Source organism: Mycobacterium sp. 050128 (assembly GCF_036409155.1).
In the GTDB taxonomy this organism is placed as follows: domain Bacteria; phylum Actinomycetota; class Actinomycetes; order Mycobacteriales; family Mycobacteriaceae; genus Mycobacterium.
In genome coordinates this window covers 1013451-1026102 of the sequence record NZ_JAZGLW010000001.1, presented here as the reverse complement: position 1 = coordinate 1026102, position 12652 = coordinate 1013451, and the positions used below count along the sequence as shown (strand labels likewise).

Below are 12652 nucleotides of genomic sequence, written 5' to 3'. Positions count from 1 at the left end.
ACACAACAAGATAGCGAGATAACACCATGTACCAGGCTGATTCGAGGGTCCGTTGACCTCCGGCGCCGTCATGCCCATTGTTCGCGTGGCCATCCTCGCGCACAGCAGGCTGACAGAAGTTGCCCTGCCCACCGAGCTGCCGCTGCGCGAAGTCCTGCCCGCGGTGCAGCGATTGGTGGTCCCGACGGCACAGAACGGCGACGGCGGTGACCCCGACGGTGCGCGCACCGGCGCGATTTCCCAACTGAGCCTGGCACCGATCGGCGGAGCGCCGTTCAGTCTGGACGCCAGCCTGGATACCGTCGGCGTGGTCGACGGGGATCTGCTTGCGCTGCAGCCGGTTCCGTCCGGCCCGGCCGCGCCCGGCATTGTCGAGGACATCGCCGACGCCGCGATGATCTTCTCGACGTCGCGGCTCAAACCGTGGGGCATCGCGCAGATCCAGCGCGGGGCGCTGCTGGCGGCGATCCTGGTGGCCTTCCTGGCGACGGGCCTGGGCGTGACCTATCGGGTCGCCACCGGCGCACTGGCCGGGCTGGTCGCGGTCAGCGTGATCGCGGCAGTGAGCGCGATCGCCGGTCTGTTCGTCACGCTGCGTTCGGAACGCACCGGGATGGCGCTGTCGATGGCGGCGCTGGTGCCCGTCGGCGCCGCCCTCGCGTTGGCGGTACCCGGCAAGTTCGGCGCGGCACAGCTGGTGCTGGCCGCTGCCGGTGTGACCGCGTGGTCGCTGATCGTGCTGATGGTGCCGACCGCCGAGCGCGAACGCATCGCCGGTTTCTTCACCGCGACCACGGTGCTCGGGGCCGCTGTGTTGTTGGCCGCGGGTGCCGAATTGCTCTGGCAGCTACCGATATTGACGATCGGTGCCGGGCTGATCGTGGCGGCTCTGCTGGTCACCATCGAGGCGGCACAGCTGTCCGCACTGTGGGCTCGCTTCCCGCTGCCGGTCATCCCGGCACCGGGGGATCCGACTCCGGCGGCGCCCGCGCTTCGGGTGCTCGAGGACCTGCCGCGACGGGTGCGCATCGGGGATGCCCACCAGAGTGGCTTCATCGCCGGTGCGGTGCTGCTCAGCGTCCTGGGATCGGTGGCGATCGCGCTGCGGCCCGAGTCGTTGAGCGGATGGGGCTGGTACGTGCTGGCCGCCACCGCGGCGACCTCCGTCCTGCGCGCCCGCGTGTGGGATTCGGCCGCCTGCAAGGCGTGGCTGCTGGCTCAGCCGTTCCTGGTCGCCGGTGTCCTGCTGGTGTACTACGCCTCGACCGGACGCTTCGCGGCCGCACTGGTTGCGGCGGCGGTGCTCGTCGTGCTGGTGTTGGCGTGGGCAGTGGTGGCGCTGAACCCGAGCATCGCCTCGCCGGACACCTATTCGCTGCCGCTGCGCCGCCTGCTGGGCTTCGTCGCGACCGGCCTGGACGCTTCGCTGATTCCCGTCATCGCCTACCTGGTCGGCCTCTTCGCCTGGGTGCTCAATCGATGATTCGTGCCGGATTCGCCTGCCTCACAGCGGCGTTGGTCTTCTCACAGGCCATTGTGCCGTGGGCCTGTCCGCCGGCATCGGCGATCAGCCAGCCCGTGGTGGACCCGGGCATGCAGCCGCCGAGCGGAGCTGCGGGACCGGTGCAGCCGATGGAGCAGCGCGCGCCCTGCGCCGCCTCCGGCGTCATCGGCGGTAGCGATCCCACGGCCGTGACTCCCAGTCAGGCGATGCTGAATCTGCCTGCGGCATGGCAGTTTTCCCGCGGCGAGGGTCAGCTGGTGGCGGTGCTCGACACCGGCGTGCGACCGGGACCCCGGCTGCCGAATGTCGATCCCGGCGGCGATTTCGTGGAGACGACCGACGGCCTGACGGACTGCGACGGGCGCGGCACCCTGGTCGCCGGGCTCGTCGCGGGCCAACCGTCCGCCGAGGACGGCTTCTCGGGCGTCGCGCCCGGGGCCCGGGTGCTGGCGATCCGGACGGCGTCGGGCAAGTTCTCGCCGCGCTCACCCGGCGGCGACCCGATGGTGGCGCGAGTGTCCCTCGAGGTCGCGACGCTGGCCCGGGCGATCGTGCACGCGGCCGACCTGGGCGCGCGGGTGATCGATATCTCGGAGGCCACCTGCATGGCCGCCGACCGGCCCGTCGACCAGGCCGCGCTCGGCGCGGCGATCCGCTTCGCGGCGGTGGACAAGGACGCGGTGATCGTGGCCGCCGCGGGCAACACCGGGTCCACCGGCTCGGTCGGCGGCGGAATGTCCTGCGAGTCGAACCCGCTCACCGATCTCGCCCGCCCCGACGATGCGCGGAACTGGGCCGGCGTCACGTCGGTCTCCATCCCGTCGTACTGGCAGCCCTATGTGCTGTCGGCGGCGTCCCTGACCACGGATGGGCAACCGTCGAAATTCACCATGTCCGGGCCGTGGGTGGGTGTCGCGGCCCCGGGCGAGAAGATCGTGTCGGTGAGTAACCGCGACGGTGGCGGCCTTGCCAACGGTCTGCCCGACGACCATCAGCAACTGAGCGCGCTCAGCGGCACCAGCTACGCGGCCGGATACGTGTCGGGCGTTGTGGCGCTGGTCCGCGGCAAGTACCCCACCCTGTCGGCCACCGAGGTGGTGCGCCGGATCACCGCGACCGCGCACAACGGCGCCCGGGCGCCGTCGAACATCGTCGGCACCGGCAGTGTGGACCCACTGGCAGCGCTCACCTGGGAACTGCCCGCGAACACCGGGCCGGCCGCAACGCCGGCGAAACCGGTCACCGTGCCACCGGCACCGGCACCGAAAGACAACACCCCGCGGACCGTCGCGTTCGCCGGGACCGCCGCGCTGGCGTTGATTGTCGCGGCGGTTGCCGCCGCGGCCGCGATCGCCGGCGCGCGCCGACGGAAGGAGACCACCTCGTGAGCTCGATCCCGATCCCGGGGAGCGCCCGAATCACTCTGGCGGCGTTGGCGGTAGTGCCAGCGGCGCTGGCCTATCCCTGGCACTCGACTCGCGACTACTGGCTGCTCGGCATCGCCGTCGTGGCGGTGGTCGTGTTGTTCGGCTGGTGGCGTGGACTGCATTTCACCACGATCCTGGGGCGCCGCCTGGCCATCATGAGGCGTCGTTCCAACCGCACCGACGAGGCCGACGCTCAATCCGCGGTTGGGGCAACGACAACCGCATTGGTGCGGATCGGGCCGTCCAGCGCTGACGGCGCGGTGCTCCCGCTGGAGCTGATCGCCCGGTACCTGGACCGCTATGGCATTCGCGCCGACAAGGTCCGTATCACCAGCCGCGACAACGTATCCGACGCGTCGCGACGCGAGACGTGGATCGGTATCACGGTGTCGGCGGTCGACAACTTGCCGGCCCTGCAGGCGCGTTCCTCGCGCATCCCGCTGCATGAGACCGCCGAGGTTGCCGCGCGACGGCTTGCCGACCACCTCCGCGAGATCGGTTGGGAAGCCAACACCGTCGCGCCGGACGGCGTGCCGCGGTGGTTGACGGCCAACGCCCGCGAGAGCTGGCGTGCGGTGCAGCGCGGCACCTCGGATTTCGTTGCCGCATATCAGATCGTCGTCGATGCGGGCCTGCCCGCGACGCTGGAGGCCATCCGGTCGCATCCGGCCCGCGAGACGTGCACCGCGCTCGAGATCGCGCGTTCGGGCGACCAGGACGCCGTCGCGGCCGCGTGCGCTTTCCTCACCGATGCGCTGCCCGACGGCACGGCGCCGGTGGACGGACTGATCCCGCAGCGCGGCAACCAGGCGCCGGCCCTGGCGGCGCTGGATCTGTTGTCCACGCAACGGCTTGACGGCCACACCGCAGAGCCCGACGGCCTGCTGGCGACCTTGGATTGGCCGACGCCGGTGAGCGGCGCCCACCGCGCGGTGCGAACCGAGGCGGCTAGTCCAGCATGAACCCGTTCAGGAAGCTGGTCATCCGGCGCAGGTAGTCCAGCTGGCTGGTGTGCAGCACGTGACTGCCCGGAAACCAGTGCAGCGCACAGCGATCCCAGTGCTCCCACAGCATCACGGCCTGCTCCGGGGGAGCCATCCGGTCGGCGAGGCCGGTGATGATCATCCGCCGATCCTTGGGAAGTTGCGGCTGGTAGTTCAGCGGGCAGTGGTAGGCCAGGCCGGCGTTTAGGTCGTCGCGGTTGATGCTGGACAACGCAAGTCCCAGGCCGACCAGCTTGTTGGCCGGGAACCACTGGTCGAACATCGTCGCCGGCGTGACGACCGGGCAGTTGGGGATGACGGCCTCCAGCCGGTCGTCGACGGAGGCCACCAGCGCGGAGGTGTAGCCGCCCAGCGAAAGGCCGGTCAGCGCAATGCGTTCGACGCCGGTGTGCCGCAAATAGTCAACGACGGACCGGAAGTCGTGCACGGCCTGGGCCATCGATTCGGCGAAGCCGCCAAGCCCGCCGGCGAAGTAGCCGAAACCGCTGAACGGCGAGCACTTTTCGGCGCGCTGGCCGTGGAACGGCAAGGTAAACAGCAAGACGTCGTAGCCGGACCGGTAATACCACGGCATCGAGAAGAAGCGGCCGTTTGCCAGATACGACGATCCCATGAAGCCGTGGATTACGCACAGCGTGGGACGAGGTGCGTCGTCGTGGCGCCAATGCTGAGCGCGCACGATGTTGTTGGACCCCCATGCATTCCACCGCTCGCGCATCGCGGGGTTGATCGTGGTGAAGCTGCTGGGGAACGAGATGTTGTCGACTGTGCCGCGCGCGATCCATCTCGCGAGCGGTCCGGCGGGCCGCGACGACACCCGCGGCGGTTCGGTGGGAGCGGGGAACGACTTCGCCGGATCGTGCTCGGCGGCCAACTCCGCGTAGAAGTTCAGGTTGGCGCGTTCACTCCCGGATTCGGTGTGGCGCAACGTGGTGGCCACCACCACCGGCGCGGCCGTCGCGGCCAGCAGCGACGACACCCAGGTGCGCAAGGCGATATCGCCGGCGGCGCAGGCCGCGACCACCCTGCGTTCATGTGGCGACAACGCCGAGAGCGGTGGCAATCCGTCGGCGCCGGGCGGCACATCGGCACCGGGAACGTCGGGAACTGGAATGGGCGGATCGATCGGATCTGTGTCGGACCCCACGAATGCCGATGCTATCCCGGCCCAGCGTCCGATCCCGGGCATTTGACGCGATTCCGGGCCCACTCGGGCACCACGGGGGCACGATGCGGTAATACGGTTTGGTCTATATCGCCGACCGCCACGGCGTTGATCAGGAGGACCGACATGTGGGATCCAGACGTCTACCTGGCATTCGCAGACCACCGGAGCCGTCCGTTTTACGACTTGCTCTCGAGAGTGGGGGCCGAGAGGGCCCGCCGAGTGGTCGACCTGGGCTGCGGACCCGGCAACTTGACGAAATACCTCGAGAAACGCTGGCCCGGCGCGGCCGTCGAGGCGATGGACACCTCACCGGAGATGGTGGCCGCCGCCCGGGAACGCGGGATCGATGCCTCGGTGGCGGACTTGCGGGACTGGAAGCCGAAACCCGACACCGACGTGGTGGTCAGCAACGCCGCGCTGCATTGGGTTCCCGAACATGCCGACCTGCTGGTCCGGTGGGCCGGCCAACTACCGGACCGGTCGTGGATCGCGGTGCAGATTCCGGGTAATTTCGAAACCCCGTCGCATGCCGCGGTGCGGGCCGTGGCGCGCCGTGAACACTACGCAAAGACGCTGAAAGACATACCGTTCCGGGTCGGCGCGGTGGTCCAGCCGCCGGCGCATTACGCCAATCTGCTGATGGATGCGGGCTGCCGGGTCGATGCCTGGGAGACCACGTATCTGCACCAGCTGACCGGGGAACACCCAGTGCTGGAATGGATTACCGGGACCGCGCTGGTTCCGGTTCGTGAGCGCCTCGACGACGCGGGCTGGGATCAGTTCCGTGCGGAGCTCATCCCGCTGCTCGACGACGCCTACCCGGCGCGGGCCGACGGTACGACGATCTTCCCGTTCCGGCGGGTATTCATCGTCGCCGAGGTCGGCGGTGTGGCTGCGGGGTAGCGGCTGCCTACTCCTCGACGCCGCGGTCGGCGGCGATCGCCGACCGGCTGGTCGGTGTCGTGTGATGGATCTGTAGATACGTTTCGGTATAGCGCATCGCGATGCGGGTACCGGCGAAGTCCGAGGGGATCACGTCGCCGGTGCGCTGGCGCCAATCATTAAGGCGGACAGCCAAATCGGCGGCGATCGCATCCATACCCGGATCGCCATCGGCCAGTAGATTGGTGGTCTCGGTGGGATCGATTCGCAGATCGTAGAGTTCGCGTTCCGGGCGCGGCGATTTGACGAAGGGCGCGACCGCCATCCCGGATGGGCTCTCTTCGATATCCCAAGGTAGGTCCAACAGCGGGCGCGGCACGTAGTTCTCGATGTAGCTGTATTCCTTGGTGCGGATTGCCCGAATCGGATCGAACGAGTCGTGATAAGTCTTCATCGTGTACACCTGCTCGCGCACCGGGTCGGTCGGCGTATCGGGCGCGAGCAGGGCGTGGGCGTGCGAGACGCCCTCGACCTCGGCGGGCACGTCGAGGCCCAGCAGCTCCAGCAACGTCGGAACCAGGTCGACGCCACTGAACAGCTCTTCGTAGACCTGGGGTGTCGCGGCCCCTTTCGCCGAAGTGGGCGGCCGGATGAGCAGCGCGATGCCGGTTCCGGCGTCGTACAGCGTTGATTTCGCCCGGGGGAAGGCCGGGCCGTGATCGGTGAAGAACACCACCCAGGTGCTGGCGTCCAGACCCGTCTCGGCCAGCGTGTCCATTATCTGCCCGACCGCGGCGTCGGCGGTGCTGATCGCGCCGTAGAAGTCGGCGAGATCGCCGCGCACCTGCGGCGTGTCGGGCAGATAGTCCGGTGGATCGACGGCCGCGCTGTCGGCCGGTTCGTAGCGGTCCCGCGGGTAGGGGCGATGGGTCTCGAAGAATCCCGCCGTCAGCAGGAACGGCTGACCATCCCGCGCCGCGGCGTCGTTGCGCAGCCAATCCTGGACCCTGTCCGCCACGTAGTCGCAATAGGAGTTCGACACGTCGACCTCGTCGAAGCCCAGCCGTTTCGGGTACGACGTCTCGTGTTGCATACCGAAAAGCGCCGAGTGCCAGCCTGATTCGGACAGGATCTGGGGAAGGGTCTGCACGCCCGCGCGATATTCCCAACCGTGGTGGGCCAGGCCGACGAGGCCGTTGCTCTGCGGGTAGCGGCCGGTGAACAACGAGCCGCGCGACGGTGTGCACAGCGGAGCGGTGGCGTGAGCCCGGGTGAACAGGATGGCATCGGCGGCGAGCTGATCCAAGCGCGGGCTGCTGACGTCAGAGTGGCCATAGGCGCCGAGATAGCGCCCCAGGTCGTGCCAGTGCACGATCAGTACGTTGTCGCCGGTCACTGCCACCTCCCTAACGTGCCTTGCCGACCGGCGACGATACCGCAGCCGCCTGCTAAGAATCTGAACGCGTCGCCGCGTCCCCCTTCGCCGAACGTGCTCTGAAGGTGGATTTTCGGCGCTTTTCTATCCCTGAGAGCACGTTCGGCGCGTGGGTATGCCAAAGTCGCCGGCCGCGGCGTTCACGAGTCACACCGAGTGGACGGAGCCGTGCTGGCCGGGCCGGGTGTCCGGCGGCTGAGTCCATCGGTTTTCGGAAACGAATTCCGAGAGCGGCCGCGCATGCGTCCAGCCGTCGAGCTCCAGCGCCGGCCGGTCGGGAAAGTCGGGCACCGGCCCGACGCACAGGATGGCCACCGGCTCGGCATCGGCGGGCATGCCCAGCAGCGCGGCCAGCGGTTGCGGATCGAACAGCGAGACCCAGCCGACCCCGAGACCTTCGGCCCGGGCCGCCAGCCACAGGTTCTGAATCGCGCAGGACACCGACGCGAGATCCATCTGCGGGAGCGTGCGCCGGCCGAAGATGTGGACGTCGCGTTTGTCGGCCAGCGCCACCACCAACAGTTCGGCGCATTCGAGAATGCCTTCGACCTTGAGCCGCAGGAATTCCGCGCCGCGCGGTCCCAGCGCTGCTGCGGTCCGCGGGCGTTCCTCGTCGACCAGGGCGTGGATGCGGCGGCGCACCGCGTCATCGGTGATCCGGATGAAGCGCCACGGCTGCATCAACCCGACGCTGGGCGCGGCGTGCGCGGCCTGCAACAAGCGGGACAGCACTTCCTCGGGCACCACGCTGCCGGGCACGAATCGGCGCATGTCCCGCCGTTCGGCGATCACCCGATACACGACGCGCCGATCTTGCGAGCTGAACGCGTGTTCGCTCACAGCGCCATCGGAGTATTCGCCGGAGGAGAATGGCATTAGCGTCAATGTATCGCGCAGTCCCACAACACGACCAAGGGAGCGTGCAGTGAAGTATTCCGACGTGCTCGACCAGCTGCCCACCGACCGCCGGCCGGGGCGTGTCTACGGCGAGCCCTTCGAGACCACCGACGGTGCCACCGTGATCACGGTCGAAAAGCCCGTCGGCGTCTTCGTCATCCGCGAGGGTCGGGCAACCTGGGTGCCCGCCGTCAACGCCAATCGCGTCGCGCTGATCGGAGTGCTCACCGGCCTGCTCGCCGCGGTGATCGGCAGCCTGGCGGTGCTCCGCCAGCCGCCGTGGCCGCTGATGACGATCACGGAGAGTAGGTAACGCCGGAACACGGAGGATACGGACTTGTTTTCCCGTTCTCACCTGACGCCGGCTGAACCGTCCTGGTTCACCAACGCGCTCGGTCAAAAGCCGGACCATTGCGATGTCGAAGTCGCCGGTTGCCGTATACACCTGCGCGCCTGGGGTGGCCTGGAACAACCGCCTGTGGTGTTCGTCCACGGAGGCGGTGCGCACTCTGGTTGGTGGGACCACATCGCGCCGTTCTTTTCCCATACCCACCGGGTGATCGCGCCGGATCTCTCCGGACACGGCGACAGCGACACCCGCGATAGCTACGAGCTACAAACCTGGGCACGGGAAGTGATGGAGGTTTTGCCCGCCGCGGGGGCCTCGGGGCGGCCCACGATCGTCGGCCACAGCATGGGCGGTTGGGTGGCCGCGACCGCGGCGATGCTGTACGGCGAAGAGATCAACAGCGTCGTGGTGGTCGACTCGCCGCTGCGAGACCGTGCGCCCGAAGCAGAACGGCTGCGCAGCCGTAACTCCGTCGACTATGGGTCACGAGATGAAATCCTGTCCCACTTCATACCGGTGCCCCGGCAGGAGTTGGTCCTGCCCTACATCGCAAAGCACATCGCCGCCGAATCGATACGCAAAGTCGGCAAAAGGTGGACTTGGAAATTCGACCGAACGATTTTCCACGGCGAGTTTCTGGAGCCAAGTCCCGATGACGACGAGTCAATGGAAGCGATGATTGCCCAAATGCGTTGCCGCATAGGTTATTTGAGTTGCGAGGCCGGGTTAGTTTCCGCTGCCATGGCCGAGCGATTGCGCTCCATCTTCCAGCTCAGGGGTCCTTTTGTGGAGCTGGCCGAAGCCGGCCACCATCCCATGCTCGATCAACCGCTTCCGTTGGTGGCGACCCTGCGTACCCTGCTCGAATTCTGGTCGATCACCTAGCCGCCGTTCGCCGTGATCACGGAGAATAGCTAACGCCGACCGCGCGGACGATACAGTCCGGCGCCATGTCGAACGTCAACGAACACACCGGCAGCCCACTGAGCACATCCGCCGGGATCGCGGTCTTGTAGAGCAGCGATAGTTCGCCGCTGAACTTGTCGTCGACGCGCGCGACGTCGACAATTACCTCCAAACCGCCCGACGAGATCTCGGCCCTGGCCGTGCCGGTCTGCGGGGCGTCCCAGGGCACGTCGACGGTCGCGCCGGCCAGCTTCGGCAGCATCGACAGCGTCGCAAGTACCCGTTGCCGGGTGAGCACCAGCGAGCCCGTGTAGTAGGCGACGCTGTGCGGCAACCGCACCCCGGGGATGGCGCCGCTGAACCGCCTGGTCACCGGGACGTAGTCGGCGAGGTAGAGCAGACCTTCCGCTTCGACCTGAGCATGCAGGTCCTCGGGTAGCTTGCCGATACCGAGCAACCTGCGGACAAAGACCGCCATGACGCCAGTATGACGCGGAACCGAGCGGGGTCCACCAATCCGCATGGTGATCCTGGTATCGCTAAGGGGTGACCCGCGCCCGAACCCGGATGGCCCGTTATGCCGCTCCCGTGGCCGTCGCGGTCTACGCGCTGATGTGGGTGGGCTACCTCCAGAATTGGGGCTGGTTGCGTTGGATCGATTGGTCGCTGTTGAACGCCTCGCACGACGCCGCGGTCAAGCATCCGGCGTGGTTACGTTTCTGGGAAGCGGTGACCAATGTGTTGGGGCCGGTCCCACTGCGGGTGCTGGACACGGTCGCGGCGGCGGCGGCGTTGGTGCGGCGCAACGTGCGCGCGGCGTTGGTGCTGGTGGCCTGCGGCCTGCTGAACGGACTGGTGACGCAGGCGGCCAAGGGCCTGGCGGATCGTCCGCGGCCGTCGACCATGCTGGTGCCCATTGCCCAGACGTCGTTTCCCTCCGGGCACGCGCTCGAGACGACGGCGTCCCTGCTCGCCCTGCTGGCCTTCGTCATGCCGATGATCAGCTCGACGCTGGGTCGTATCGCGATGACGGTGACCGCGATCATCCTTGTGTTGGTGGGCTTTTCGCGGGTCGCCTTGAACGTGCATTACCCGTCCGACGTACTGGCCGGCTGGGCACTGGGGTATCTGTACGTTCTGGTGTGCCTGGCAGTGTTTCGTCCTAAGCCGCTGCCGCCGTGGGCCTTTCGTAGATCACGGCGCTGTGACCCAACCGGGTCTAAAGCTTGACTTGACCGTTGAGGTTGCGTCACTGGACGATGGAATGCATGCGCCGATTGCTAGCTTCGCTGTGTGCTCTGGCGTGCTGCGTGTGGGCATCGTTGCTACTCGCGCCGATGGGAACTGCCGCCCCCACGGGCAACCCCTTGGCCGGCACCCCCTGGTTCGCGAATCAGGTTGGCAATGCCACACAAGTGGTTTCGGTCGTCAGCACTGGCGGCTCTAACGCGACCATCGACATCTACCAACGCACCGCTGCCGGCTGGCAGGCGCTGCGCACCGGTGTTCCGACGCACGTGGGTTCGGCGGGGATGGCGCCGCAGGCCAAGAGTGGGGTACCGGCCACCCCGACGGGCGTCTACAGCCTCGACGCCGCGTTCGGCACCGCCCCGAACCCCGGTACCGGGCTGCCCTACACCCAGGTGTCCGGGCCCAACTACTGGTGGAGCGGCGACGACCACAGCCCCACCTTCAACTCGATGCAAATGTGCCCGAAGGCGCAGTGCCCGTTCAACACCGCCGAGAGCGAGAACCTGCAGATCCCGCAGTACAAGCACGCGGTCGTGATGGGCGTCAACAAGAACAAGACCCCGGGCGGCGGCGCCGCGTTCTTCTTCCACACCACCGACGGTCAACCCACCGAGGGTTGCGTTGCGGTCGACGATGCTCAGCTGGTGTCGATCATGAAATGGCTGCGGCCCGGCGCGGTCATCGCGATCACCAAGTAGCGCTTAGTCGACGCTGGCGATGGCGCGACCGGGCTTGAGCGTGAAGTTCATGCCCTCCAACGACATCGTGGCGTCGTAGGTCCGGTCGTAACCGGTGCCGCAGATCTTCCAGCCGGCGTCGGTGCGCCGGTAGGTGTCGCGGTAGAAGGCGGCACCGATCAGCATGAAGTTCAGGTCGGCGACCATCACGCGGTCCTGCAGATACCAACTGCCCGTTGCGGTGTCGCCGTCGACGACGATGTCCGGATGCGTCACCCGGTGTTCGGTGATGACGTTCGCGGGCAGCGACGTCCGCATGTACTCGACCAAGTCGGCGCGGTTGGTGAAGTGCAACTCGTTGCCGATCGACGGCCCGTAGTCGGCCTTGATGTCCTCGGCCAGGGTGTCGTTGAAGTCGTCCCAATGCTTGGTGTCCAGCGCGCGCAGATACCGGTATTTGACTTGCTTGATGGCTTCGATATCGGCCAGATCGTCGAGGGTCATCCCGTCATTGCAGCACACGGGTAACCATGTCGATCAGGGCCCGTCGTTCCAGGCTCCAATCGATGGTCGTTCCGGTGACCATCTGGGCCAGTACCACACCCCGTAGTGTCGCCCAAATGACTTCGGCCACACCGGCATTCGCCGGATCGGTGGTGATCGACCGGCCCAACTGGGCGATCGCGGAGTTCATCTCGAGCAGGTGGCGTCGCGAGGAATCGCCGAGGCTGCCGCGGGTTGCCCGCAGGATCTCGAACGCGGCCAACGACGTCGGGCTGCTGTAGCAACTCCACGCGGTGTCGATGACGACCTCGATGCGCTGTTGGGGTGGCAGCTCGCTGACGTCGGCCGACGACAGGCTCTCGATCAGCCGGTCCACCCCGTCGTCGACGACGGCCATCAGCAGGCCGTTGCGGTCGCCGAAGTGGTATTGGATCACGCCCCAGGTGACGCCGGCGCGTTCGGCCACATGCTTGGCGGTAGCGGCGGCAAAGCCTTCCTCCTGGATGCAGCGGACCGTCTCGTCGATGATCTTCGCCCGGGTGTCGTCGCCACGTTTGCGCGGCGCGGTGGTGCGCCGGGTCGGACTGACCGAGCGCCCGGACGTCTGGCCTGCGGCAATGGGCATTGTTGACTTTATAACATAGCCGA

At 67.4% G+C, this 12652-nt stretch carries 14 protein-coding genes; 8 read left to right on the top strand and 6 right to left on the bottom strand.

What is annotated here, in order from left to right:
* Window positions 1-70: 70 nt before the first annotated feature.
* Genes eccD through eccE form a run of 3 tightly spaced genes read left to right on the top strand, consistent with a single transcriptional unit; the run spans window position 71 to window position 3893 of the window.
* Window positions 71-1483, top strand: coding sequence for a type VII secretion integral membrane protein EccD (gene eccD, locus SKC41_RS05015; protein ID WP_330976610.1), 1413 nt, complete (start codon window positions 71-73; stop codon window positions 1481-1483).
* Window positions 1480-2892: a type VII secretion-associated serine protease mycosin gene (gene mycP, locus SKC41_RS05010; protein ID WP_330976609.1), complete on the top strand. Its 1413-nt coding sequence runs from the start codon at window positions 1480-1482 to the stop codon at window positions 2890-2892. Before eccD ends, mycP begins: the two co-directional genes overlap by 4 nt.
* On the top strand, window positions 2889-3893 hold the full coding sequence (gene eccE / locus SKC41_RS05005) for a type VII secretion protein EccE (protein ID WP_330976608.1): 1005 nt from the start codon (window positions 2889-2891) through the stop codon (window positions 3891-3893). Before mycP ends, eccE begins: the two co-directional genes overlap by 4 nt.
* Here the strand turns inward: eccE and SKC41_RS05000 are convergent.
* Complete coding sequence (locus tag SKC41_RS05000) at window positions 3880-5082, bottom strand: alpha/beta hydrolase family protein (RefSeq protein WP_330976607.1); 1203 nt, start codon at window positions 5080-5082, stop codon at window positions 3880-3882. The genes eccE and SKC41_RS05000 overlap by 14 nt on opposite strands.
* A 144-nt stretch (window positions 5083-5226) precedes the next feature.
* On the opposite strand from SKC41_RS05000, the gene SKC41_RS04995 reads away from it, so the two are divergent.
* The gene (locus tag SKC41_RS04995; RefSeq protein ID WP_330976606.1) at window positions 5227-6006 is read left to right on the top strand and encodes a trans-aconitate 2-methyltransferase; all 780 of its coding nucleotides are present in this window, start codon (window positions 5227-5229) and stop codon (window positions 6004-6006) included.
* 7 nt (window positions 6007-6013) lie between these two features.
* On the opposite strand, the gene SKC41_RS04990 is transcribed toward SKC41_RS04995, so the two are convergent.
* Complete coding sequence (locus SKC41_RS04990) at window positions 6014-7387, bottom strand: sulfatase family protein (RefSeq protein ID WP_442931561.1); 1374 nt, start codon at window positions 7385-7387, stop codon at window positions 6014-6016.
* A gap of 180 nt (window positions 7388-7567) precedes the next feature.
* On the bottom strand, window positions 7568-8296 hold the full coding sequence (bluB, locus tag SKC41_RS04985; protein ID WP_330976604.1) for a 5,6-dimethylbenzimidazole synthase: 729 nt from the start codon (window positions 8294-8296) through the stop codon (window positions 7568-7570).
* Window positions 8297-8345: 49 nt separating this feature from the next.
* Here bluB and SKC41_RS04980 point away from each other — a divergent pair, with 49 nt between their 5' ends.
* Complete coding sequence (locus SKC41_RS04980) at window positions 8346-8630, top strand: hypothetical protein (RefSeq protein ID WP_330976603.1); 285 nt, start codon at window positions 8346-8348, stop codon at window positions 8628-8630.
* A 24-nt stretch (window positions 8631-8654) separates the two neighbouring features.
* A complete protein-coding gene (locus SKC41_RS04975) occupies window positions 8655-9551 on the top strand; it encodes an alpha/beta fold hydrolase (RefSeq protein ID WP_330976602.1) in 897 nt (298 codons plus the stop codon).
* Between the two features lie 16 nt (window positions 9552-9567).
* On the opposite strand, the gene SKC41_RS04970 is transcribed toward SKC41_RS04975, so the two are convergent.
* Entirely contained in the window at window positions 9568-10050 is a 483-nt protein-coding gene (locus tag SKC41_RS04970; protein WP_330976601.1) for a hypothetical protein, read from the bottom strand.
* 68 nt (window positions 10051-10118) lie between these two features.
* On the opposite strand from SKC41_RS04970, the gene SKC41_RS04965 reads away from it, so the two are divergent.
* Both SKC41_RS04965 and SKC41_RS04960 read left to right on the top strand, forming a co-directional pair.
* On the top strand, window positions 10119-10802 hold the full coding sequence (locus tag SKC41_RS04965; protein ID WP_330976600.1) for a phosphatase PAP2 family protein: 684 nt from the start codon (window positions 10119-10121) through the stop codon (window positions 10800-10802).
* A gap of 107 nt (window positions 10803-10909) precedes the next feature.
* Window positions 10910-11521, top strand: a complete 612-nt coding sequence (locus SKC41_RS04960) for a L,D-transpeptidase family protein (protein ID WP_442931560.1) — start codon at window positions 10910-10912, stop codon at window positions 11519-11521.
* 3 nt (window positions 11522-11524) lie between these two features.
* On the opposite strand, the gene SKC41_RS04955 is transcribed toward SKC41_RS04960, so the two are convergent.
* A complete protein-coding gene (locus tag SKC41_RS04955; protein WP_330976598.1) occupies window positions 11525-12004 on the bottom strand; it encodes a nuclear transport factor 2 family protein in 480 nt (159 codons plus the stop codon).
* 4 nt (window positions 12005-12008) lie between these two features.
* Window positions 12009-12629 (bottom strand): TetR/AcrR family transcriptional regulator, encoded by a 621-nt coding sequence (locus tag SKC41_RS04950; protein WP_330976597.1) that lies wholly within the window; start codon window positions 12627-12629, stop codon window positions 12009-12011.
* Window positions 12630-12652 lie beyond the last annotated feature (23 nt).